The sequence below is a fragment of the Streptomyces sp. NPDC021212 genome, from assembly GCF_044332925.1.
In the GTDB taxonomy this organism is placed as follows: Bacteria; Actinomycetota; Actinomycetes; order Streptomycetales; family Streptomycetaceae; genus Streptomyces.
In genome coordinates, this window is record NZ_JBIRPZ010000010.1 from 19,686 (window position 1) to 42,020 (window position 22,335).

Here is a 22,335-nt window from a genome sequence, read left to right on the forward strand (position 1 = left end):
GGCGGAGAAGGGTTTCAGCGCGGGCCCTCCCCCGCCTCCACGCGCGCCCAGCCTTCCGCGAACAGCTCGGGCAGGGTGCGGGTGGGCAGCGGAAGCATGTCCTCCACACGTCCGCCGTAGCGCAGCCGCAGACCGAGGAGATCCGCCTTCCACACCTCGATCGGCTGGTAGAACTTCTTCGGCGCGGGCGCCCAGCCGCCGGGCAGGAAGACCTGGCGTCCGGCCCGGTCCCGCTTGTCCTCGACCACCAGCCCGCGGGCGACGAGCGCGGCGGCGGCCTCCTGGTGCCGGGCGGCCGTCCAGCCGTTCCAGGTGCGGATGCCGCGGTCGGTCGGCCGGGGCAGGACCAGGAGCTGGAGATAGAGGACCGCCGGGTCCTCATCGAGGCCCAGCTTCCCGGCCACCGACGCCACCACACCGGGGGCCGAGGCCGCCGGGTCCGTCTCGTACCGCCCGGCGGGCAGCGCCGCGGAGGCGATCCGGTCGACGATGCGGGCGCAGACCGGGCCGCGCAGCCACTCCACGGTCTCCAGCTCGCGGCGGCCGACCCCGGGCGCGGACGCCGCCGACAGCCGCTTGGAGCGCTCGTCGTCCCCGTAGAGCGCGGGGCGGAAGAACAGCCGGGTGTTGTCCCGGTCCCCCCAGCGGTTGATCAGGCCCTCGGCCCCCACGGTGAGCCCGTCGTCCACCGTGACCCCCGGTCCGCTCGATGCGGCGGAGCGCCCCGGGCCCCCAGTGGCCCGTGCCGCCTTCCGCCAGGCACCCGAACCGGACGCGCGGGGCGTCGTCGCCACGGCCGGTGGGGCGCCCACGGCATCCTCCCCGGCGTGGGCGCATCTGGCGTGGCTCCTGTGGGAGCTTCCCTTCGTCCAGGCGTTCAGGGAGTACGGGCGCGAGGGCGGCCCGACGCTGTGCGGGGTGGAGGTGCCGTCGCGTCGGTGGGCGGATGTGCTGGCGGAGCATCGCGGGGAGCGGTGGCGGGTGCGGGTGGCGCTGGAGGGCCGTACGGAACCGATCGAGTTCCCGGGCATGGTGATCGGTGAGCTGTTCGGCGAGGGGCGGCACCGGACGCTGGCGGTGGAGGGCGCGTCACGTCTGCTGGACCCGGGAATCTGAGGCCCCGCACGTGGTGTCGCACCTTCGCGGCCGCGCGCTTAGGCTGTCGCTCCGAGCGAGGGCTACCGGCGCGTAGCGCAGTGCGCCTCAGACCGCGAAGGAGCGCGCGATGAAGGGCTGGAACGCGAGCGACATCCCCGACCAGACCGGCCGCACCGCCGTGGTGACCGGCGCCAACAGCGGCCTCGGCCTGGCCACCGCCCGTGAACTGGCCCGCCGCGGCGCCCACGTGGTGCTGGCGTGCCGGGACGCGGGGCGCGGCAAGGACGCCGAGGAGCGCATCCGCACCGAGGTGCCCGGCGCGGACCTACGCCTCGCGTCGCTGGACCTGGCGGATCTGAGGTCCGTACGGGCCTTCGCGGCCGAGTACCCGGGCGACCGGCTCGATCTGCTCATCAACAACGCGGGCGTGATGGCCCTCCCGTACCGCAGGACCGCCGACGGCTTCGAGATGCAGTTCGGCGTCAACCACCTCGGCCACTTCGCGCTCACCGGGCTGCTGCTGCCGAAGCTGCTGGCGGCCGGGGCGGGGGCCCGGGTGGTCACCGTGTCCAGCTTCATGCACCTGCTGGGCACGGTCGATCCGGCCGACCTCTCCATGCAGCGCAACTACCGGCGTTGGGCCGCCTACGCCCGTTCCAAGAGCGCCAATCTCCTCTTCACCCACGAACTGGCCCACCGCCTGCGCACCGCGAACGTCCCGCTGGTGGCGGCCGCCGCCCACCCCGGCTACGCCTCCACCAACCTCCAGACGGCGGCGGCGAAGATGGAGGGCCACCGGGCGAAGGAGCGGTTCATGGACATCGGCAACCGCTTCTTCGCCCAGCCTCCGGAGCGCGGCGCCCTCCCCACCCTCTACGCGGCCACCGCCCCCGGCGTCCGGCAGGACGACTACTTCGGCCCACCCCTCCAGGGCCTCCTGCCCGGCGCCCCCACCCGCGCGGCCCGCGCCAAGTGGACCCTCAGCGACAAGGCGGCCCGCCAGCTGTGGACGGCCTCGGAACATCTCACGGGCGTCCGGTACCCGGCCCTGGCCTGACCCGCAGGCGCATCGGGTAATGTGGCCGTCACCCGTACGCACCAAGGAGGTGAGACCCATCAACGCCAGTTCAGGCTGGGTGCTCTCGCCTCAGGGTCGCGCATACGCGGGATAGCCGACCGTCGGGAGCGTCCTCGGGGATTCCGAAAGGCTTCCAGGCTTCCATGTCGGCTTCACCTTCACCTTCGTCGTCGTCCTCACTCGTCGGCTTTTCCGCCGTCGTCACCCGGCTCCGCGCCGCCGGGTGTGTGTTCGCCGAGGACGAGGCGCGACTGATCCTCGACACCGCTCGTACCGCCGCCGAGACCGGCGCCATGGTCGACCGGCGCGCGGCCGGGCTTCCGCTGGAGCACGTGCTGGGCTGGGCGGAGTTCCGGGGGCTGCGGATATCCGTGGACGCCGGGGTCTTCGTACCGCGGCGGCGCACCGAGTTCCTGGTCGAGCGGGCGGCCGCGCTGGCGCGGCCCGGGGCGGTGGTGGTCGACCTGTGCTGCGGGTCGGGCGCGTTGGGGGCCGCGCTGGTGGCGGCGCTGGGCGGCCGGGCCGAGTGGTACGCGGCCGACATCGACCCGGCCGCGGTGCGCTGCGCCCGCCGCAACGTGGAGCCCGGGGGCGGCACGGTGTACGAGGGCGATCTGTACGAGCCGCTGCCCGCCGCGCTGCGCGGCCGGGTCGATGTGCTGCTGGCCAACGTGCCGTACGTACCCACCGGGGAGGTCGGGCTGCTGCCGCCGGAGGCGCGCGTCCATGAGGCGCGGGTGGCACTGGACGGTGGCGCGGACGGCCTCGACGTGCTGCGCCGGGTGACCGCCGGGGCGCCGGGGTGGCTGGCGCCGGGCGGCAGCCTGCTGTTCGAGACGAGCGAAGGGCAGGCGTCCCGCGCGCTCGACATCGTCGCCGCTGACGGGCTCGTTCCGCGGGTGGCGGTGTGCGAGGAGCGGGAGGCGACGGTGGTGATCGGGGCCCTCGGCGGTTGACCGTACCGCGGTCCGGTGACGGTCTCAGACCTCCAGTTCGGCCTCGATCCTTCTCAGCTGGTGGCGGACCATCGCGAGGTTGGCGCGGCCGGAGTCCAGGACGAGGTGGCGTCCATCGCGCATGAAGCGGACCAACTTGCCGATCGGCGACCACTCGCCGCTCCGGTCAGATGGTGCGGGAGTGGCCGATGCGCCGGTCCAGCGCGCGGCGGGCGCCGTCGAGGGCGGTGGCGGTGGCCTGCCGGGCGGACGCGGCGTCCGGGTGGCCGAGCGCGTCGGCGATCTCGTCCCAGGTGCGGCCCGAGGCGAGCAGCGCGTGGACGGCGGCGCCGAGCGCGGAATCGGTGGCCCGGCGGGCCTCCCCGATCCGGCTCAGGGTGGCGAGCAGATCGGGGGCGGTGTGGGCGGCGTCGGTGTGGTGGCCGACGAGGCCGAGCGACTGGTCCGCGGTCACCCACCAGTCGCCGGGGGTGGGGGGTTCTGAAGTCACGGTCACCTGGCCATCGTAACGCCGTGGACCGGTGAATGGGTCAATTGGTCCGCACAGTGGACCTGCCGGAAGGCGGGCGAGAGTCGTCGAGGGTTACGCCTCGATGCGCTCCACCTTGTCGATGAGCAGCGCATACGCCACCAGCCCGACGGCGACGACGATGCCGATGTAGCCGAGCGCCCAGGCGAAGGAGCCGGTCGCGTCGACGATGAAGCCGATGACGAGCGGGGTGAGCACGCCGCCGGCGTTGGCCATGAAGTTGAAGACCCCGCCGCCGGTGCCGGTGAGCCGCCGGGGCACGGCGTCCGCGAACAGCGCCCAGCTGTTCTGCATCAGCCCCTGGGCGAAGAACGCGATCGACATGAAGGTGATCACGAGGGGGGCGGAGTCGGTGAAGTTCGCACAGACGATGATCGAGGCGAGTACGAAGCCGATCATCACCGGAAGCTTGCGGGCGACCGTACGGGACCGGCCGTTGTTCAGCATCCGGTCCGACCAGGCGCCGCCCGCCAGCGTGCCGACCAGCGCCGCGAGATAGGGCGCGGAGGCCCAGAACCCGGCCTTGATGATGCTCATCCCCTTCTCCTCCACCAGATAGCTGGGGAACCAGGTGAGGAAGAAGAAGAGGACGGAGGCGCTGGCGAACTGGCCGATGTACATGCCCCACAGCCGCTTGTTGGTGAACAGCACCCGCAGATCGGCCCGCAGATGCGAGAGTTCCGCCTCGGCGGCCTTCTCCGCCGCGTCCGCCGGCTCCCGCTCGTCGGCCTGCTGGATGTGGGCCAGTTCCCGGGTGCTCACCTTCGGGCTCTGCTCGGGGCGGTCGTAGACCCGGCGGAACCAGACGACGGAGAAGAGCAGCCCGATCGCCCCGGTGACCAGGAACACCGAGCGCCAGCCGAAGTGCACGGTGAGCAGCGACAGTACGGGCGCGGCGATCGCGAGCCCGATGTACTCGCCGGAGGTGTACGTGGCGGTGGCCCGGCCGCGCTCGTTGCCCGGGAACCAGTTGACCACCAGGCGGTTGTTGGACGGGAACGCCGGTGCCTCGAAGGCGCCGAGCGCGACCCGTATCCCGACGAGCGAGCCGAAGCCGCGCGAGAGGACCACGGCGGCGGTCGCGAGCGACCAGCCGATCAGGGCGTATCCGAAGGCCAGCTTGGCGCCGACTTTGTCGATGAGCCGGCCGGTGGGGATCTGGAGCAGCAGATAGGCCCAGCCGAAGGAGGAGAGCAGGATGCCCTGCTGGGTGGCGGTGAGGTGGAGGTCGTCCTTGATGTGCGGGAGGGCGACCGAAAGGTTCGTACGGTCCAGGTAGTTGATCGCGGTGATGATGAAGAGCGAGGTGAGCAGCCCGTAGCGGGCCCGGCTGACGGCCGGGCGGGCGGAGTCGGGAACGAGGGGCGGGGGCGCGGCGGGGGCGGGCCTGCCGGTGGAAGGCGTGCCGGTGGTGCTCATGGTGAGACTCCTTCGTCTCCGGGGAGAGGCGCGGGGAGGGGGGACGGGAGCATGGGGGAGGGAAAGGCGGCGCGGCGGGGCTCAGTCCGCGGGGGTGAGCGAGATCCAGGTCTTGCCGGCGCGCTCGCGGGCCCCGGCGAACGCCTCCTGCGCGCTCGCCAGCGGGAAGCACGCCTCGATGGAGGCGCCGGGCCGTACCGCGTCCGAGGCGATGTCGGCCAGCGCGGCGGTGAAGTCGCCGGGATGGTCGTAGATGAGCGAGCCGCGCAGGGTGAGCTGGGCGCGGACGAGCTGGTTCAGGGTGAGCGGCAGCGGCTCCGACCCGAGCCCGACCAGGACGAACGTGGCGCCCGGCACCGTGCGCTCCAGCGCGGCGCGCAGTGCGGCGTCGACACCGGACGACTCGAAGACGTACCCGAACCCGCCCTCGCCGTCGGCCGCCGCGCGTGCACCCAGCGCCACGGCGCGCGCCAGCCGGAGCGGATGGGGTTCGACGACGGCCGGGCGCACGCCGATGGCCAGCAGCGCCTGGCAGAGCAGCAGCCCCTGGGCGCCCGCGCCGACCACCAGGGTCTTGTCGTCGGCGGTGACGCCCCCGCGGCGTACGGCGGTACGGGCCACGGTGTACGGCTCGGCGCACGCCAGGTCCTCGGCGCGGGCGGAGGACGGGACGGGGTGGACGAAGGGGGCGGGGACGGCGACGCGTTCGGCGAGGAGGCCGGGTGCGTTCATGCCGACGATGGTGCGCTTGGCGCAGGCGGAGGTGAGCCCGCGGGCGCAGTCGGGGCACTGGAGACAGGCGTAGTTGGGCTCGATGACGACGCGTGTCCCGGGGGCGGGTGCCGCGGTGGCCTGGGCGCCGACGGCGACGATCCGGCCGAAGCCTTCGTGGCCGACCACCCAGGGGAAGGTGGGGATCTGGCGAGTGCCGTCGAAGACGGCCAGGTCGGAACCGCAGATCCCCAGGCCGTCGACCTGGACGAGGACATCGTGGGGGCCGCATACGGGTTCCGGCCAGTCATCGGCGATCCGGAGGCGGCGGGGTGCGGTGAGAACGGCTGCTTTCACCGTGACTCCTGACGTTGGTCCGCTGGATGGACCCTGAGGTCCGGATGACGGTGACGATAGGACGCATGCTGAGCATCGACAAGAGGTTGCGGGCGAGTATCCGCGACGTAACGTGGCCCGCGGCCCCCGGGGACCGCCCTGACGTGCCAGAACGTCCCGGCCTCCGCCGAGGCCGCTGGTCCGCGCAGCGGACCTGGGCCCATACTGGGGCCGTCGGCGGACCGACCGGCGGACCGGTACGAGGAGTGGCGGCATGGGCAAGGGCGCGGAGCCTGACGCGGAGTCCGGCGGCGGCGACAGCGGCGGGGGCGGCAACGGCGGCATGCGGACGGTCCAGCGGGCCATCGACATCCTCGGCCTCTTCAGCGAGCACCGGCCCGCCCTGTCCATCCGCGAGATCGTCGAGGCCAGCGGGCTGCCGAAGACGACCGTCCTGCGCATCCTGCAGACCCTGCGCCTCAACGGGCTGCTCTGGCACGACGAACACGGCCGCTACACCGCCGGGCCCACCTTCCTGCGCTGGGTCCGCATGGCGGACCAGGGCTGGCGCCTGCCCGCCCCCGCCCGGCGGGCCCTGCGCGAGCTGGCCGCCGAGCACCGGGAGACGGTGCACCTGTACGTACGGCGCGATGTGCACCGCGTCTGCGTCGCCCAGGAGGAGGGGCCACAGGCGCTGCGCCACATCGTGCAGGTCGGCGACGAGCTGCCGCTGTGGGCGGGCGGCCCCTCCAAGGTCCTGCTCCTCGGCGCCGACGATGCCCTCCTGGACCGGATCGCCGGCCGCTCCCCGAACGGCCCGGGCCACGCCGGGACGCTGCGCCGCTGGGCGGCGGAAACGGCCCGCCAGGGGTACGCGGTGAGCCACGGCGAGCACGAGGAGGGCCTGTCCTCAGTGGCCGTGCCCGTCCGCGGGCGGGGCGGCGAGGTGGTCGCGGCCCTCTCGTTCGGCGGCCCGTCGGCGCGCTTCACGCCGGAGCGGCTGCCGAGGTTCGTGGCCTCGCTGTCCGGCGCGGCCCGTACGGTGGCGGGCGGCCTGGGCGCGCTTCCGACGGAGGGGTGACCAGGGGCTATACCCCGGCGCGGCGTACGGCTACCCGCGGAGACTACGACCGCAGCTCCTCCGCCGCGTCCGCCACCCGCCCGATCAGCCGCAGCAGCAGCTCCCGCTCGCCCTCGTCCAGCGGCGCCAGGAACACCCGGTTCATCCGCGCCGTCCGCGTCACCAGCTTCCGGTGCAGCCGCACGCCCTCATCCGTCAGCTTGAGGACGTTGCGGCGCCCGTCGCGCGGGTCTCGGACCCGCTCCAGGAGCCCGCGCCGGCCGAGCCGGGCGACCACGTCGGCGATCGTGGAGCGGTCCAGGTGGACGTGTTCGCTCAGGGTGCGCTGGTCGATGTCCGGCTTCTCGATCAGCGTGTTGAGCACCGCGAACTGCGGCGAGGTCGTCTCCTCGGAGACCATCGCGCCCCACAGCAGCGAGTGCGCCTGCTGGAGGCGGCGGGCCAGATGCCCGGGGTGAGTGGTGAGATCGACCGCACCCATGCCCTGGCCTCCCCTGTTCCGGAGCGTTTGGTTCGTGTACTGAACGATTCTGCCCTGTGGAAGCACCAGTGTCGAGCGGCGGACATTCGCCCTAGACTCCCTTGACGAGCGCACCGAGCGATGGGAACGTTCGGAAACGGCAAGAAAATAGTCAGCACACTGAGCATTCCCGAAACGGTGTATGACGTGTGCGATCACCGCGGAGTGACGATGGCCGACATCCGAAGCCTGCACGACGCCGTGGCGGACCTCGTCCACGACGGGGACACCGTGGCGATGGAGGGTTTCACCCACCTGATCCCGTACGCCGCCGCGCACGAGGTCATCCGCCAGGGCATCACCGACCTCACCCTCGTCCGCATGACCCCCGACGTCGTCTACGACCAGCTCATCGGCGCCGGACTCGTCCGCAAGCTGGTCTTCTCCTGGGGCGGAAACCCCGGCGTCGGCTCACTGCACCGCTTCCGCGACGCCGTCGAGAACGGCTGGCCCCGGCCCCTGGAGCTGGACGAGCACAGTCACGCGGGCATGGCCAACCGCTATGTGGCGGGGGCGTCCAAGCTGCCGTTCGCCGTGCTGCGCGGCTACCGCGGCAGCGACATCCCGGCCCGTACGGACACCATCTCCACCGTCACCTGCCCCTTCACCGGGGAGGAACTGGCCGCCGTCGCCGCGCTCAACCCGGACGTCACCGTGATCCACGCCCAGCAGGCCGACCGCGCGGGCAACGTCCAGCTGTGGGGCCTGACCGGGGTGCAGAAGGAGGCCGCGCTCGCCGCGACGCGGGTGCTGGTCACGGTCGAGGAGATCGTCGAGGAGCTGGAGCCGCGGCCGGGCGGGATCGTCCTGCCGACCTGGGTGATCGACGCCGTCTCGGTCGTCCCCGGCGGCGCGCACCCCTCGTACGCCACCGGGTACTCGGTGCGCGACAACGCCTTCTACCAGGCATGGGACCCGATCGCCCGGGACCGCGAGACGTTCACGCAGTGGATCGAGGAGAACGTGCGTACCGAAAAGGCTGGCGCCCGATGACCGAAACCCCCACCGAGGACTTCACCCGCGACGAGCTGATGGAGGTCAACGCCGCCCGCGCCCTCGCCGGCGCCAAGACCTGCTTCGTCGGCATCGGCCTCCCCAGCACCGCCGCCAACCTCGCCCGCGCCACCGTCAACCCCGGGCTGGTCCTCATCTACGAGTCCGGCACCATCGGCTCCAAGCCGACCCGCCTCCCGCTGTCCATCGGCGACGGCGAACTCGCGGAAACCGCCGACTCCGTCGTCCCGGTGCCGGAGATGTTCAACTACTGGCTCCAGGGCGGCCGGATCGACGTCGGCTTCCTCGGCGCCGCCCAGGTCGACCGCTACGCCAACATCAACACCACCGTCGTGGACCGCGGCCCGGACAAGCCCGAGGGCCGGCTGCCCGGCGCGGGCGGCGCCCCCGAGATCGCCTCCAACTGCGGCCGGGTGCTGATGGTGCTGCGCCACTCCCCCCGCAACTTCGTGCGGCGACTCGACTTCGTGACCACCATGGGCCACGGCAGCGGCCCCGGCGACCGCACGAAGCTCGGGATGCCCGGCGCGGGCCCCGTCGCCGTCATCACCGACCTCGGCATCCTGCGCCCCGACCCGGCCACCGCCGAACTGGCACTGACCGAGCTGCACCCGGGCGTCACCGTGGAGCGGGTGCGGGAGGCCACCGGCTGGGAGCTGACCGTCGCCGACACTGTGGGCACCACCGAGCCGCCCACCCCCCAGGAGCTGGCCGCACTGCGTGCGCTCAAGGCCGCCGGGAAGGACAATGAATGACCTCCTTGCGTGACGTCTACATCGTGGACGCCGTCCGCACGCCCATCGGCAAATACGGCGGCGCGCTCGCGGGCGTGCGCCCCGACGACCTCGCCGCCCATGTCGTCCGCGGCCTCCTCGCCCGTACGCCCGCGCTCGACCCGGCCCGTATCGACGACGTCTACCTCGGCAACGCCAACGGCGCGGGCGAGGACAACCGCGACGTCGCCCGCATGGCCGTCCTGCTCGCCGGGCTGCCGGTCACCGTGCCCGGCGCGACCGTCAACCGGCTGTGCGCCTCTGGTCTTGAGGCCGTGCTCCAGGCGGCCCGCGCCATCGCCGTCGGCGACGCGCACATCGCGCTCGCGGGCGGCGTGGAGTCCATGTCGCGCGCCCCCTGGGTGCTGCAAAAGCCGGAGCGCGCCTTTCCGGCCGGGCATCAGCAGATGTACTCCACCACCCTCGGCTGGCGCATGACCAACCCCGACATGCCGCCCGAGTGGACCGTCGCCCTCGGCGAGGGCGCCGAGCTGATCGCCGACAAGCACGGCATCACCCGCGAGGCACAGGACGCGTTCGCGCTCGCCAGCCACGAGAAGGCGGCGCGGGCGTGGAAGGACGGCGCGTACGAGGGCGAGGTGCTGCCCTACCCGGACACCGAACTGCTCCGCGACGAAACCATCCGCGACACCACCTCGATGGAGTCGCTGGCCAAGCTGAAGCCCGCCTTCCGGCCCAAGGACACCGGCACGGTCACCGCGGGCAACTCCTCCCCGCTCAACGACGGCGCCGCGGCCCTCCTCCTCGTCGACGACGAGGGCCTTGCGGCCACCGGACGCGAGCCCCTGGCCCGGATCGGTGCCTCCGCCGTCACCGGCATCGCACCGCAGTACTTCGGCCTCGGCCCGGTCGAGGCCGTACAGCGCGCGCTGGCCAAGGCGGGCCGTGGCTTCGCCGATCTGACCACCCTGGAGCTGAACGAGGCATTCGCCGCCCAGGCGCTCGGCTGCCTCGCCGAATGGTCCGCCCAGGACGACGGCCTCGACCCGGACATCGTCAACCCGCGCGGCGGCGCCATCGCCATCGGCCACCCGCTCGGCGCCTCCGGCGCCCGCCTCGCCGGAGCCGTCGCCCACCAGCTCACCGCGGCGGGCTCGGGCACCGGCGTGGCCTCCCTGTGCATCGGCGTCGGGCAGGGCCTCGCCCTCGTCCTCGAAAGGTAAGGCGCACCCCCATGGCACTCACCCAGGCCGACATCGACCGCGAACTCGCCGACAGCCGCGCCGCGTACGACAAGGCGCGGGCCGACGGCGCCCCCGCCGCCGACCACCCCGCGCGCGACTTCCGTCCGTACCGCAGCAGCATGCTGCGCCACCCGAAGCAGCCGCTGGTCGCGGTGGAGGGCGACCCCGAGACCGTCGAACTGCACACGCCGGTCTTCGGCCACACCGACATCACCGACATCGACAACGACCTCACCATCCAGCACCAGGGCGAACCCCTCGGCGAGCGCATCACCGTCTCCGGCCGGCTGCTGGACAGCCACGGACGGCCGGTGCGCGGCCAGCTCATCGAGCTGTGGCAGGCCAACGCGGCCGGTCGCTACGCCCATCTGCGCGACCAGCACCCGGCGCCCCTCGACCCCAACTTCACCGGCGTCGGGCGCACCCTGACCGGCGACGACGGCTCGTACCGCTTCACCACCATCAAGCCCGGCGCCTATCCGTGGCGCAACCACGAGAACGCGTGGCGCCCCGCCCACCTCCACTTCTCCCTCTTCGGCTCGGCCTTCACCCAGCGACTCATCACCCAGATGTACTTCCCCGGCGACCCGCTCTTCGCCTACGACCCGATCCTCCAGTCCGTGACGGACGAATCGGCGCGGCAGCGGCTCGTGGCGACCTACGACCACGCGCTGTCCCAGCCGGAGTGGTCGCTGGGCTACCGCTGGGACATCGTGCTGGACGGCCCTTCGGCCACCTGGATCGAGGAAGGCCGCTGATGACCCCGCTCTCCCCCACCCCGTCCCACACCGTCGGCCCCTTCTACGGCTACGCGCTTCCCTTCCCCGGCGGCGGCGACCTCGCCCCCGCGGGCCACCCCGACGCCATCACCGTGCACGGCCGGGTCCTCGACGGCGCGGGCGCACCCGTCCCGGACGCCCTGATCGAGCTGTGGCAGGCGGGCCCGGACGGCTCGCTGTCCGGCGCGCCCGGATCGATGCGCCGCGACCCGGTGACCGGCGGCTTCGCGGGGCGCAACGGCGTCGACTTCACCGGCTTCGGGCGCATCGCCACCGACGCCGACGGCCACTGGACGGCCCGTACGCTCCGTCCGGGCGCCCCCGCCGCCCCGTACATCAGCGTGTGCGTCCACGCCCGCGGGCTGCTGCACCACCTCTACACGCGCCTGTACTTCCCCGAGGACGTGCAGCGGGGCGCCGCCGACCAGCTCCTCGCCGCGCTGGATCCGGCCCGCCGGGAGACCCTGGTGGCGACGGCGGAACCCCAGCCGGGGACGTACCGCTTCGACATCCGGCTACAGGGTGAGGGAGAGACGGTTTTCCTTGAGTTCAGGTGACCCCATGGGCCCGATGCGTTCCGGCGCCGCGCGCGGGCCCGATGACCCGGGCGGTCCGGGTGCCGTCGGCGGCCACGCGGCACCGGACCGGGCCGCCCACGCGCGCGGGGAGCCGGATGACGTCGGACTGCTGGCCCCCGCCCGCGCCGGGTCGGCGGTCGAGGACGCCACCGGCGATACGGCGTTCCTCCAGGCCATGCTCGACGCCGAGGCCGCCCTCGCCCGGGCGCTGGCCCCGGCCGACGCGGCGGCGGTCGTGGCGGGCGCGGCCCGCGCCGGGCTGTACGACGTGCGCGACCTCGCCCGGCGGGCCCGCTCCGGCGGCAACCCCGTCATCCCGCTCGTCGCCGACCTCACCGCGGCGGTGGCCCGTGCGGACCCCGACGCCGCCGTGTACGTCCACCGGGGCGCGACCAGCCAGGACATCCTGGACACCGCCACCATGCTCGTCGCGGCCCGCGCCCTGCCGCTGATCCTCGCCGACCTGGACCGTACGGCGGCGGAGCTGGCGCGGCTCGCCTCCGCCCACCGCGCCACGCCGATGCCGGGCCGCACCCTGACCCAGCACGCGGTCCCCACCACCTTCGGCCTGAAGGCCGCGGGCTGGCGCTCGCTCGTCCTCGACGCCCGCGCCCGGCTCGCGGCGTTGCGGCCGGTGGCCCAACTGGGCGGCGCGGCGGGCACCCTGGCCGCCTTCGACGACGGCATCCCGCTGCTGGCCCGCTTCGCGGCGGAAACCGGGCTCGCCGAACCCGACCTGCCGTGGCACACCCTGCGTACCCCCGTCGCCGACCTCGGCTCCGCGCTCGCCTTCACCGTCGGCGCGCTCGGGAAAATGGCGGCCGACGTGCTGGTGCTGTCCCGTACGGAGATCGGAGAGGTGGCGGAGGGCGCGGGCGGCGGCTCGTCCGCGATGCCGCACAAGTCCAACCCGGTACGCGCCACCCTCATCGCGTCCGCCGCCCGCCAGGCCCCCGGCCTCGCCGGGGGCCTGCTCGGCTCGCTCGCCGCCGAGGACGAACGCCCCGGCGGGGCGTGGCACGCGGAGTGGCAGCCGCTGCGGGACCTGCTGCGGCTCGCGGGGGGCGCCGCGCGCGACGCCGCGGAACTCGCCGACGGCCTGCGGGTCTTTCCCGACCGCATGGCCGCGAACCTGTCGCTGACCGACGGCCTGATCGTCAGCGAACGCCTCATCGCCGCGCTTGCCCCGGCGCTGGGGCGCGTGGGCGCGAAGCGCCGGCTGACGGAAGCGGCGCGCGACGGCAGGCCGCTGTCCGAAGCCTTGGCGGACGTCCTTCCGCCCGACCGGCTACGCGACCTGCTGGACCCCACCACCTACCTGGGCGCGGCCCCCGCCCTGGTGGACCGCGCCCTGACCCGCGATGCGTAAGCCAACGCCGTGCCTTTCCCCCATCCCGCCCCTCCCCGCGGCACCGATATGCGGCTCCGCCGCGTGGCGGGGGACACCCCCGGACCCCGGATTCGGGGGCTCCGCCCCCAAACCCCCGCTCCTCAAACGCCGGAGGGGCTGGATGGTACGCACCGGAGGGGCTGGATTATGACCCGTTGTGGGCAATCGTTCCGCGAGGGGGCACCTCCCAGCGGTAGCTGGAGGAGGAACGGGTGGGCACAACCCACCCACCGGCCCGCACCCGGCGACGAAACCCCAGGTACCACGAGCCGTAGCCACCACCCGCCCCCGGAGCGCAGACCCGTGACGCAGCACCAACTCCACGCCACACTGGACGGCCCAGCCACCGCACCGCCCCTCATCCTCGGCCCCTCCATCGGCACGTCGCTCGCCGTCTGGGAGCCCCAACTCCCCGCCCTCGCCCGCACCCACCGCACCCTGCGCTGGGACCTGCCGGGCCACGGCGGGTCTCCGGCCGGGCTCCTCCCCGACGACGGCAGTGCGAAAATCGCCGACCTCGCCGCGCTCGTCCTGCGCCTCGCCGACACCCACAACTGGGACCGCTTCGCCTACGCGGGCATCTCCATCGGCGGCGCCGTCGGGCTGCATCTCGCCGCCCACCACCCCGACCGCATCGCGTCCCTCGCCGTCGTGTGCTCCTCGGCGCACTTCGCCGAGCCCTCCGTCTGGCGGGAGCGGGCGAAGCTCGTACGCAGCGAGGGCACGGAGGCGATGGCGGCGAGCCGCCCCGGGCTCTGGTTCTCACCCGAGTTCGCCGACACCCCCCGCGGCCGCGCACTGCTGCAAGATCTGCGCGACACCGACCCCGCCGGGTACGCCGCATGCTGCGACGTGCTCGCCGACTACGACGTACGCGACGTACTGCCGTCCATCACCGCCCCCACCCTGGTCGTGGCGGGCCGCGACGACCCGGCCACCCCTCCCCCGCACGCCCGCGACATCGCGGACCGGGTGCAGGGCGCGAGCCTGGTGGAGGTCGCCCACGCGGCCCACCTGGCAGGCGTGGAGTGCCCGGAGCCGGTCACCTCCGCGCTGGTCACCCACTTGACCGAAACGGCCACGGACGACGCCTCCCGGCACGCCGCCGGAATGGCCGTGCGCCGCGCCGTACTCGGCGACGCCCACGTGGACCGCGCGGTGGCCCGTACGACCCCGTTCACCGCCCGCTTCCAGGACTTCATCACCCGCTACGCGTGGGGCGAGATCTGGACCGGGGACGGGCTGGACCGCCGGATGCGCAGCGCCATCACCCTCACCGCGCTCATCGCGCACGGCCACGACGCCGAGCTGGCCATGCACATCCGTTCCGCGCTCACCAACGGCCTCACCCGCGACGAGATCGGCGAGGTGCTGCTGCAGAGCGCGATCTACTGCGGCGTCCCGGCGGCCAACTCCGCGTTCGCCACCGCCCAGCGGGTGTTCGACGAAATCGACAGCGAGGACACCACCGGCAGTTGATATACGGCCGCAACCCATCTGTCGTAATTCCGCCCCATCGTTGACCGTTGTTCATACGGTGAGGCGGAGACAAGGCATCGAGGGGGCACGGCCACATGTCCATCAGCCGTAGGAGACTGCTCGGCACCGGCGGCGGGCTCGTCCTGGCCGGGGCGACGGCCGCCGGGTGCGGGTCCAACACCGGGCGTGGCGGGGACGACGCGGGCGGGAAGCCGGTGCTGTCGCAGTGGTACCACCAGTACGGCGAGCCGGGCACCGAGCAGGCGGTGAAGCGGTACGCGGACGACTTCGACGACGCACGGGTCGAGGTGCAGTGGCGGCCGGGCAACTACGACCAGCAGACGGCCGCCGCGCTGCTCACCACATCCGGCCCGGACGTCTTCGAGGTCAACGGGCCGACCCTGGACCAGATCCAGGGCGGCCAGGTGGTCGATCTGACGGACCTCCTCAAGGAGGCGAAGGACGACATCAACCCGGCCGTGCTCGCGCCGAAGACGTACGAGGGCAAGATCTGGGCGATCCCGCAAGTCGTGGACATGCAGCTGCTCTACTACCGCACGAGCATGCTCAAGGACGCCGGCGTGGAGCCGCCCCGGACGCTGGACGCACTCGTCGACGCGGCGAAGAAACTGACCACTGGAGACGTCAAGGGGCTGTTCCTGGGTAATGACGGCGGCCCGGGTGTCCTCGGCGGCACTCCGCTGAACGCCGCCGGTCTTGAGCTGATCACCGAGGACGGCAAGGTCGGCTTCGACGACCCGGCCGCCGCCCGCGCGCTCGGCAAGGTGCGCCAGCTGTACGCGGAGAAGTCGCTGCTGCTGGGGGCGCCTTCGGACTGGTCGGATCCGGCCGCGTTCACCCAGGGGCTGACGGCCATGCAGTGGTCGGGGCTGTGGGCGCTGCCGCAGGTGAAGAAGGCGCTGGGGGACGACTTCGGGGTGCTGCCGTTCCCCAAGGAGGGCGCGGACGGGAAGCCCGCGGTGCCGGTGGGCGCGTACGGGGCTGCGGTGAGCGCGCGCAGCAGGCACAAGGAGCTGGCGAAGGCCTATCTGAAGTGGCTGTGGGTGGAGAAGACGGAGTATCAGGAGGACTTCGCGCTCACCTACGGCTTCCACATCCCGGCCCGGATGTCGCTCGCGCAGAAGGCCACCAAGCTGCGGCAGGGCGCGGCGGCCGACGCGGTGCGGTACGCGAACGAGCACGGCCACGCCGAGCCGCTGCTGTGGACGCCGGCGAGCAAGGTCGCGTACCAGGACGCGCTGAGCCGCATCATCAAGGGCGGCGCGAACCCGGAGAGCGAGCTGCGGAAGGTGGTCCGTAAGACGGCCGCTGAGCTGCGGCGCGTGCAGAAGAAGAGCTGATGCCGGCCAAGGTGCGGGGCCGTCGGGACCGCACGCTCTGGTTCTGGGTGTTCGTCGGCCCCTTCACCCTCGGGCTGACCCTCTTCACGTACGTCCCCCTCGCCTGGAGCGCCTACCTCAGCTTCTTCGACGCGCACAACACCGTCGCGCCGACCCGCTTCGTCGGGCTGGACAACTACACGGCGATGCTGCGCGACGACGCGTTCACCGCCAGCCTGGTGACCTTCCTGGTCTTCACCGCCTTCATCGTCCCCGCGACGTACGTGCTCTCGCTCTCCCTCGCGCTGATGGTGAACCGGCTGCCCCGGGCGCAGGCGTTCTTCCGGTCGGTGTTCTTCCTGCCGGTGGCGTGCAGCTATGTGGTGGCGGCGCTGATCTGGAAGATGTCGATCTTCAACGGGGTGCGGTTCGGGCTGGCCAACACCGTCCTCGGCTGGTTCGGCGCCGATCAGATCGCCTGGCTGTCGACCACCGATCCACCCTGGTACTGGCTGGTGATCGTCACCGTACGGCTGTGGCTCCAGGCGGGCTTCTACATGGTGCTGTTCCTGGCCGGGCTCCAGCGCGTCTCGCCACGGCTGTACGAGGCGGCCGCCGTGGACGGGGCCCGGCCGGGGTGGCAGGTGTTCCGGCACATCACCTTTCCGCAGCTGCGGGCGACATCGGTCGCGGTGGTGCTGCTGCTGGTGATCAACGCGTTCCAGGCGTTCGACGAGTTCTACAACCTGCTGGCCGACTCGCGCGGCTACCCCCCGTACGCCCGCCCGCCGCTGGTCTACCTCTACTACACGGCCCTCGGGCAGGGGCAGAACCTGGGCCTGGGCAGCGCGGGCGCGGTAATCCTGGCGCTGATCATCGCGGTGGCGACGGTGATCCAGGCGCGCTGGTTCGGCCTCGGCCGGAAGGAGGACTGATGCGCCGCCGACAGACGCGTCACGAGACGCGTGACGTACGGGACGCCCTGGTCGGCGTGGGGCGCGCGGTGCGACTGGTGCTCCTGATCGCCCTCGCGCTGCTGTTCCTGATCCCGTTCTATCTCCTCGTACGCAACGGCCTGTCGAGCGAGGCGGACATCACCTCGCCCGGCTGGACGTTCTTCCCCGGCGAGCTGCGCTGGTCGAACATCGGCGAGCTGTTCGACGACCCGAATGTGCCGATGGCGCACGCACTGCTCAACTCCTCCCTGATCGCCGTCCTCACCACCCTCGGCACCGTGCTGCTCGCCTCGCTGGCCGGGTACGGGCTGGCCCGCATCCCGTACGCGCACGCCGACGCCGTCTTCTACTGGATCCTGGGCACCCTCATGGTCCCGGCCGCGGTCACCTTCGTACCGAGCTTCGTGCTGGTCAGCTCGCTCGGCTGGATCTCCACGCTGCGCGGTCTCGTCGTGCCGACGCTGTTCAGCGCGGTCGCGGCGTTCATCTTCCGCCAGTACTTCCTGGGCTTCCCGAGGGAGCTGGAGGACGCGGCGCGGGTGGACGGGCTCGGCTACTGGCGTACGTACTGGCAGGTCGTGGTGCCGAACGCGCGGCCGGTCTTCGCGGCGGTCGGCACGATCGTCTTCATCGGCGCCTGGAACGCGTTCCTGTGGCCGCTGGTCATCGGCCAGGACCGGGAGGCGTGGACGGTCCAGGTCGCCCTGTCGACGTTCACCACGGCCCAGAGCGTCAATCTGCATGAGCTGTTCGTGGCGGCCGCGGTGTCGATCGTGCCGCTGCTGGTCGTCTTCCTCCTCCTCCAGCGCTACATCGTCGCGGGCGTCGAGCGCACCGGCATCGACGACTGACGCCCCACACCCCGCGACGGCGCCACCGGGACGCCGCCGCGCAGCAGGGCGGCGCCCAGCGGGGTGAGGGTGTGCAGGACGGCCCCGCCCTGGCGCAGCGTGTGGACGAGCCCCGCCTCGCGCAGCACGCTCGCGTGCTGGCTGGCCGAGGCGAGCGAGACGCCGACGCGGCGGGCGAGTTCGCTCGTCGTACAGCCCCCGCCGACCTCCAGCAGCACCGCCGAGCGGGTGTGACCGACGAGCTTGCCGAGGACCCGCGTCTGGCCCGGCGCGGCGGGAGCGGGCGCCATACCGGCACAGGGCTGCTGCGGAACACCGCTCCGGGCATGTTCCACGGGATAGACCAGGACCGGGGTCAGCTCCGGGTTGAGGTAGGTCACCGGCGTCCTCCGGCAGAAGAACGACGGCAGGAGCAACAGCCCCCGGCCGCGCAGCTCCAGGTCCCGGTCGACGGGATAGTCCACCTCCAGCACGGGCGCCCGCCACCGCATGGTCGGCGGCAACGAGGCCAGCAGCCCGTCCGCGCCCCCGTCCAGCAGCGCCCGGCCGCGCGCCGCCCGGTCGGCCTCGATACGGGCCTGTATGTGCGGCCAGTACGGCGCGACGGCGGCCTCGTGATACGAGCGCAGCACGCTCACCAATCGGTCCAGCGGCCGCCGTTCGCCCTGCGCCAGCCCGCGTATCCACCCCGGGAGGGCCCGGGCCGACGGCAGCCGGTCGATTTCGGCGTGCAGCCGCTCGGCCGGCGTCGCGTGCAGCGCGTCCATGGCGGCGTCGCACCCGATGACGCCTTCGGCGGGCGTCAGGAAGTCGGGGAAATAGCCCCGCGAGGGAATGAGCGGGGCCAGCAGCCGCCCTTCGCCGTTGAGTCGGTTACGCGCCTCCGAACGCCATTCCCCGTATACGGTCTCGGCGCGGTTCTCGCGCAGCCGGTGGAAACTTAGGACGGTCTCCCAGAGTGCATCCGGGCGGATGGCCATCCGCAGCCGGGCCAGATCGAGTTCACTGAAATGAACACGTAGCACCAGACCCTCACAAGTGACATGGTGACCGCCCCCCGACCACCGTTGAGTATGCACGGTGGCACGATCAGTGACCACGCCCTTTTGGCCAGATGTGAAAGGGGGAGCGCTACGACCCGTCCAAGAGGAAAGCTGTTCTACGGGAAAACCGGATGCGCCGGGGAAACGCCACCGACGTCCGTCCGTAATTCAACAGGCGGTGCTCTGGGCCGTATTGCTCGTTCCCGTGGGGGGTGACGAGTGTGCGACGGCGACAGGGCACTTGTTGCCGCCCGATCCGATGCCGGGCGGCAACGGCTCCCGTGGGGGGAGTGAGAGGGGGCGGCACCTCCGCACAAGGTGCCGCCCCCTTTGAGAGCCGGGGCCGGATGCCGGGTGAGGGTGGGTGTCCCGGCTGTGGTGCCCCGGTGGCCTTATCGGCTCGCCGTCACCGGCCGTTGGCCGCCGCGCGGCCCGACTCCAGGCGGGCGACGGGGATGCGGAACGGGGAGCAGGAGACGTAGTCCAGGCCCACCTCGTGGAAGAAGTGGACGGACTCAGGGTCGCCGCCGTGCTCACCGCAGACGCCGAGCTTGAGGTCGGGGCGGGTGGCGCGACCGGCGCGGGCGGCGTCGCGGACCAGGGAGCCCACGCCGTCCTTGTCGATGGTCTCGAAGGGGCTGACGCCGAAGATGCCCTTCTCCAGGTACGCGGTGAAGAAGCTGGCCTCGACGTCGTCGCGGGAGAAGCCCCACACGGTCTGGGTGAGGTCGTTGGTGCCGAAGGAGAAGAAGTCGGCGGACTCGGCGATCTGGGCGGCGGTCAGCGCGGCCCGGGGCAGCTCGATCATGGTGCCGAGGGAGAGCTTGAGGTCCACGCCGTGGACCCGCTCGACCTCGGCGATGATCTGCTCGGCCTCCTCGCGGACGATCTCCAGCTCCTGCACGGTGCCGACGAGCGGAATCATGATCTCGGCGCGCGGGTCGCCCTTGGCCTCCCGGCGTGCGGCGGCGGCCTCGGCGATGGCCCGTACCTGCATGGCGAACAGGCCGGGGATGACGAGCCCGAGGCGTACGCCCCGCAGGCCCAGCATCGGGTTCTGCTCGTGCAGCCGGTGGACGGCCTGGAGCAGCCGCAGGTCGTTCTCGTTGTGGTCCTTGCGGGACTCGGCGAGCGCGACGCGCACCGACAGCTCGGTGATGTCGGGCAGGAACTCGTGCAGCGGCGGGTCGAGCAGCCGGACGGTGACGGGCAGCCCGTCCATCGCCTCGAACAGCTCCACGAAGTCCTTCTTCTGGAGCGGCAGCAGCTCGCCGAGGGCGGCGTCGCGCTCCTCGTCGCCGTGGGCGAGGATCAGCCGCTCGACCATCTCGCGGCGCTCGCCGAGGAACATGTGCTCGGTGCGGCACAGGCCGATGCCCTGGGCGCCGAAGCGGCGGGCGCGGGCGGCGTCCTCGGCGTTGTCCGCGTTGGCCCGAACCCGCAGGCGGCGGACCCGGTCCGCGTACGCCATGATCCGGTGCACGGCGGCGACCAGTTCGTCGGCGTCGTCGGCGCCCGCGTGCATCCGGCCCTCGAAGTACTCGACCACCGGGGACGGGACGACCGGCACCTCGCCGAGGTAGACCTTGCCGGAGGAGCCGTCGATCGAGACGACGTCGCCCTCCTCGATGATCAGCTCCTCCTGGCCCGGCACGACCATGCGGCGGCGCTTGGTGTCGACCTCCAGCTCCTCGGCGCCGCACACACAGGTCTTACCCATGCCGCGGGCGACGACGGCGGCGTGCGAGGTCTTGCCGCCGCGGGAGGTGAGGATTCCCTCGGCGGCGATCATGCCGTCCAGGTCGTCGGGGTTGGTCTCGCGGCGGATGAGGATGACCTTCTCACCCGAGCGGGACCACTTGACGGCGGTGTACGAGTCGAAGACGGCCTTGCCGACGGCGGCACCCGGTGACGCGGCGATGCCGCGCCCGATCTTCCGTACGCCGTCGCCCGCCGCGGCCTCCTCGTCGAAGCGCGGGAACATCAGCTGCGCGAGCTGCGCGCCGTTGACCCGGCGCAGCGCCTCGGCCTCGTCGATCAGACCCTGGTCGACCAGTTGGGTGGCGATCCGGAAGGCGGCACCGGCGGTGCGCTTGCCGACCCGGGTCTGCAGCATCCACAGTTTGCCGCTCTCGATGGTGAACTCGATGTCGCACAGGTCCTTGTAGTGCGTCTCGAGGGTTTCCATGATCTGCATCAGCTCGTCGTACGAGCGCTTGTCGATGCCTTCGAGGTCGGCGAGCGGGACGGTGTTGCGGATGCCCGCGACGACGTCCTCGCCCTGCGCGTTCTGCAGGTAGTCGCCGTAGACGCCCTGGTGGCCGCTGGCGGGGTCGCGGGTGAAGGCGACGCCGGTGCCCGAGTCGGGGCCGAGGTTGCCGAAGACCATGGAGCAGATGTTGACCGCGGTGCCCAGGTCGTGAGGGATGCGCTCCTGGCGGCGGTAGAGCTTGGCGCGGTCGCCGTTCCAGGAGTCGAACACGGCGCGGACGGCGAGGTCCATCTGCTCGCGCGGCTCCTGCGGGAAGCTGCGGCCGGTCTCCTGGGAGACGATCGTCTTGAACTCGGCGACCAGTTTCTTGAGGTCGGCGGCGTCGAGGTCGATGTCGACGGTGACGCCCTTGGCCTGCTTGGCCGCGTCGATGGCCTCCTCGAAGAGGTCGCCGTTCACGCCCAGCACGGTCTTGCCGAACATCTGGATCAGGCGGCGGTAGGAGTCCCAGGCGAACCGGTCGTCGCCCGCCTGCGCGGCGAGACCTGCGACGGACTCGTCGGAGAGGCCGATGTTGAGGACGGTGTCCATCATCCCGGGCATCGAGAACTTCGCGCCGGAGCGTACGGATACCAGGAGCGGGTCGTCGGCCTGGCCGAGCTTCTTGCCCATCTTCCCCTCGAGGGCTTCGAGGTGCGCACTCACCTCGTCGCGGAGGGCCGCGGGCTCGGAACCGCTGTCGAGGTAGACCTTGCACGCCTCGGTGGTGATGGTGAATCCCGGTGGCACGGGGAGACCGAGATTGGTCATCTCGGCGAGGTTCGCTCCCTTCCCGCCGAGCAGGTCCTTGAGATCCTTGTTGCCCTCGGTGAAGTCGTAAACGAACTTCTGCTGATCTTGTTTTTCCGGCACGGGACTCGATCTCCTCGGCTCAGCTGCCCTGACGGCGGGGAGCGTACCCAGATCGAAGGCTCCTGAGTATGTCCA

The 22,335-nt window shown here is 72.3% G+C and carries 21 protein-coding genes; 14 read left to right on the plus strand and 7 right to left on the minus strand.

What is annotated here, in order from left to right; genetic code table 11:
- Positions 1–14: 14 nt before the first annotated feature.
- Positions 15–689 carry a hypothetical protein gene (locus ACH4SI_RS26010; protein ID WP_398299558.1) on the minus strand — a complete coding sequence of 225 codons (675 nt, stop codon included), beginning with the start codon at positions 687–689 and terminating at the stop codon, positions 15–17.
- Between the two features lies 1 nt (position 690).
- Between ACH4SI_RS26010 and ACH4SI_RS26015 the strand changes: the two genes are divergently transcribed.
- From ACH4SI_RS26015 to ACH4SI_RS26025, 3 genes are all read left to right on the plus strand, one after another.
- Entirely contained in the window at positions 691–1,116 is a 426-nt protein-coding gene (locus ACH4SI_RS26015) for a hypothetical protein (protein WP_398299560.1), read from the plus strand.
- Between the two features lie 109 nt (positions 1,117–1,225).
- Complete coding sequence (locus ACH4SI_RS26020; RefSeq protein ID WP_398299562.1) at positions 1,226–2,155, plus strand: oxidoreductase; 930 nt, start codon at positions 1,226–1,228, stop codon at positions 2,153–2,155.
- A 164-nt stretch (positions 2,156–2,319) separates the two neighbouring features.
- Positions 2,320–3,132 carry a putative protein N(5)-glutamine methyltransferase gene (locus tag ACH4SI_RS26025; protein WP_398299564.1) on the plus strand — a complete coding sequence of 271 codons (813 nt, stop codon included), beginning with the start codon at positions 2,320–2,322 and terminating at the stop codon, positions 3,130–3,132.
- Positions 3,133–3,298: 166 nt separating this feature from the next.
- Here the strand turns inward: ACH4SI_RS26025 and ACH4SI_RS26030 are convergent, their stop codons facing one another.
- The 3 genes from ACH4SI_RS26030 to ACH4SI_RS26040 form a co-directional block, all read right to left on the minus strand.
- Entirely contained in the window at positions 3,299–3,628 is a 330-nt protein-coding gene (locus ACH4SI_RS26030; RefSeq protein ID WP_398299566.1) for a hypothetical protein, read from the minus strand.
- An 87-nt stretch (positions 3,629–3,715) separates the two neighbouring features.
- Complete coding sequence (locus ACH4SI_RS26035) at positions 3,716–5,080, minus strand: MFS transporter (RefSeq protein ID WP_398299568.1); 1,365 nt, start codon at positions 5,078–5,080, stop codon at positions 3,716–3,718.
- An 81-nt stretch (positions 5,081–5,161) separates the two neighbouring features.
- Complete coding sequence (locus ACH4SI_RS26040; RefSeq protein WP_398299570.1) at positions 5,162–6,148, minus strand: zinc-binding dehydrogenase; 987 nt, start codon at positions 6,146–6,148, stop codon at positions 5,162–5,164.
- 253 nt (positions 6,149–6,401) lie between these two features.
- Here ACH4SI_RS26040 and ACH4SI_RS26045 point away from each other — a divergent pair, with 253 nt between their 5' ends.
- Positions 6,402–7,208, plus strand: coding sequence for an IclR family transcriptional regulator (locus ACH4SI_RS26045; protein ID WP_398299572.1), 807 nt, complete (start codon positions 6,402–6,404; stop codon positions 7,206–7,208).
- Positions 7,209–7,251: 43 nt separating this feature from the next.
- On the opposite strand, the gene ACH4SI_RS26050 is transcribed toward ACH4SI_RS26045, so the two are convergent.
- Positions 7,252–7,689, minus strand: a complete 438-nt coding sequence (locus ACH4SI_RS26050; protein ID WP_398299574.1) for a MarR family winged helix-turn-helix transcriptional regulator — start codon at positions 7,687–7,689, stop codon at positions 7,252–7,254.
- 210 nt (positions 7,690–7,899) lie between these two features.
- Here ACH4SI_RS26050 and ACH4SI_RS26055 point away from each other — a divergent pair, with 210 nt between their 5' ends.
- The 10 genes from ACH4SI_RS26055 (at position 7,900) to ACH4SI_RS26100 (ending at position 18,093) form a co-directional block, all read left to right on the plus strand.
- Positions 7,900–8,721, plus strand: coding sequence for a CoA transferase subunit A (locus tag ACH4SI_RS26055; RefSeq protein WP_398299576.1), 822 nt, complete (start codon positions 7,900–7,902; stop codon positions 8,719–8,721).
- Positions 8,718–9,497 carry a CoA-transferase subunit beta gene (locus tag ACH4SI_RS26060; RefSeq protein ID WP_398299578.1) on the plus strand — a complete coding sequence of 260 codons (780 nt, stop codon included), beginning with the start codon at positions 8,718–8,720 and terminating at the stop codon, positions 9,495–9,497. Before ACH4SI_RS26055 ends, ACH4SI_RS26060 begins: the two co-directional genes overlap by 4 nt.
- Positions 9,494–10,699 (plus strand): thiolase family protein, encoded by a 1,206-nt coding sequence (locus ACH4SI_RS26065; protein WP_398299580.1) that lies wholly within the window; start codon positions 9,494–9,496, stop codon positions 10,697–10,699. Before ACH4SI_RS26060 ends, ACH4SI_RS26065 begins: the two co-directional genes overlap by 4 nt.
- Before the next feature lie 11 nt (positions 10,700–10,710).
- Positions 10,711–11,478: a protocatechuate 3,4-dioxygenase subunit beta gene (gene pcaH / locus ACH4SI_RS26070; protein WP_398299582.1), complete on the plus strand. Its 768-nt coding sequence runs from the start codon at positions 10,711–10,713 to the stop codon at positions 11,476–11,478.
- Complete coding sequence (gene pcaG, locus ACH4SI_RS26075) at positions 11,478–12,056, plus strand: protocatechuate 3,4-dioxygenase subunit alpha (protein ID WP_398299584.1); 579 nt, start codon at positions 11,478–11,480, stop codon at positions 12,054–12,056. Before pcaH ends, pcaG begins: the two co-directional genes overlap by 1 nt.
- Positions 12,057–12,060: 4 nt before the next feature.
- Positions 12,061–13,446 (plus strand): 3-carboxy-cis,cis-muconate cycloisomerase, encoded by a 1,386-nt coding sequence (pcaB, locus tag ACH4SI_RS26080; protein WP_398299586.1) that lies wholly within the window; start codon positions 12,061–12,063, stop codon positions 13,444–13,446.
- A 324-nt stretch (positions 13,447–13,770) separates the two neighbouring features.
- Positions 13,771–14,946: a 4-carboxymuconolactone decarboxylase gene (gene pcaC / locus ACH4SI_RS26085; RefSeq protein WP_398299588.1), complete on the plus strand. Its 1,176-nt coding sequence runs from the start codon at positions 13,771–13,773 to the stop codon at positions 14,944–14,946.
- Positions 14,947–15,041: 95 nt separating this feature from the next.
- Complete coding sequence (locus ACH4SI_RS26090) at positions 15,042–16,307, plus strand: ABC transporter substrate-binding protein (RefSeq protein WP_398299590.1); 1,266 nt, start codon at positions 15,042–15,044, stop codon at positions 16,305–16,307.
- Positions 16,307–17,221, plus strand: a complete 915-nt coding sequence (locus ACH4SI_RS26095; protein ID WP_398299592.1) for a carbohydrate ABC transporter permease — start codon at positions 16,307–16,309, stop codon at positions 17,219–17,221. The genes ACH4SI_RS26090 and ACH4SI_RS26095 overlap by 1 nt, the downstream gene beginning before the upstream one ends.
- Entirely contained in the window at positions 17,221–18,093 is an 873-nt protein-coding gene (locus ACH4SI_RS26100; RefSeq protein ID WP_398299595.1) for a carbohydrate ABC transporter permease, read from the plus strand. Before ACH4SI_RS26095 ends, ACH4SI_RS26100 begins: the two co-directional genes overlap by 1 nt.
- On the opposite strand, the gene ACH4SI_RS26105 is transcribed toward ACH4SI_RS26100, so the two are convergent.
- Entirely contained in the window at positions 18,051–19,118 is a 1,068-nt protein-coding gene (locus ACH4SI_RS26105) for an ArsR/SmtB family transcription factor (protein WP_398299597.1), read from the minus strand. The genes ACH4SI_RS26100 and ACH4SI_RS26105 overlap by 43 nt on opposite strands.
- A 424-nt stretch (positions 19,119–19,542) precedes the next feature.
- Positions 19,543–22,260: a pyruvate, phosphate dikinase gene (ppdK, locus tag ACH4SI_RS26110; protein ID WP_398299600.1), complete on the minus strand. Its 2,718-nt coding sequence runs from the start codon at positions 22,258–22,260 to the stop codon at positions 19,543–19,545.
- Positions 22,261–22,335 lie beyond the last annotated feature (75 nt).

Coding starts and splice junctions, on each gene's coding strand:
- ACH4SI_RS26020 (WP_398299562.1), top strand. CDS start 1,226: ATGAAGGGCTGGAACGCGAGCGACATCCCCGACCAGACCGGCCGCACC.
- ACH4SI_RS26025 (WP_398299564.1), top strand. CDS start 2,320: ATGTCGGCTTCACCTTCACCTTCGTCGTCGTCCTCACTCGTCGGCTTT.
- ACH4SI_RS26035 (WP_398299568.1), bottom strand. CDS start 5,080: ATGAGCACCACCGGCACGCCTTCCACCGGCAGGCCCGCCCCCGCCGCG.
- ACH4SI_RS26045 (WP_398299572.1), top strand. CDS start 6,402: ATGGGCAAGGGCGCGGAGCCTGACGCGGAGTCCGGCGGCGGCGACAGC.
- ACH4SI_RS26050 (WP_398299574.1), bottom strand. CDS start 7,689: ATGGGTGCGGTCGATCTCACCACTCACCCCGGGCATCTGGCCCGCCGC.
- ACH4SI_RS26055 (WP_398299576.1), top strand. CDS start 7,900: ATGGCCGACATCCGAAGCCTGCACGACGCCGTGGCGGACCTCGTCCAC.
- ACH4SI_RS26060 (WP_398299578.1), top strand. CDS start 8,718: ATGACCGAAACCCCCACCGAGGACTTCACCCGCGACGAGCTGATGGAG.
- ACH4SI_RS26065 (WP_398299580.1), top strand. CDS start 9,494: ATGACCTCCTTGCGTGACGTCTACATCGTGGACGCCGTCCGCACGCCC.
- pcaH (WP_398299582.1), top strand. CDS start 10,711: ATGGCACTCACCCAGGCCGACATCGACCGCGAACTCGCCGACAGCCGC.
- pcaG (WP_398299584.1), top strand. CDS start 11,478: ATGACCCCGCTCTCCCCCACCCCGTCCCACACCGTCGGCCCCTTCTAC.
- pcaB (WP_398299586.1), top strand. CDS start 12,061: ATGGGCCCGATGCGTTCCGGCGCCGCGCGCGGGCCCGATGACCCGGGC.
- ACH4SI_RS26090 (WP_398299590.1), top strand. CDS start 15,042: ATGTCCATCAGCCGTAGGAGACTGCTCGGCACCGGCGGCGGGCTCGTC.
- ACH4SI_RS26095 (WP_398299592.1), top strand. CDS start 16,307: ATGCCGGCCAAGGTGCGGGGCCGTCGGGACCGCACGCTCTGGTTCTGG.
- ACH4SI_RS26100 (WP_398299595.1), top strand. CDS start 17,221: ATGCGCCGCCGACAGACGCGTCACGAGACGCGTGACGTACGGGACGCC.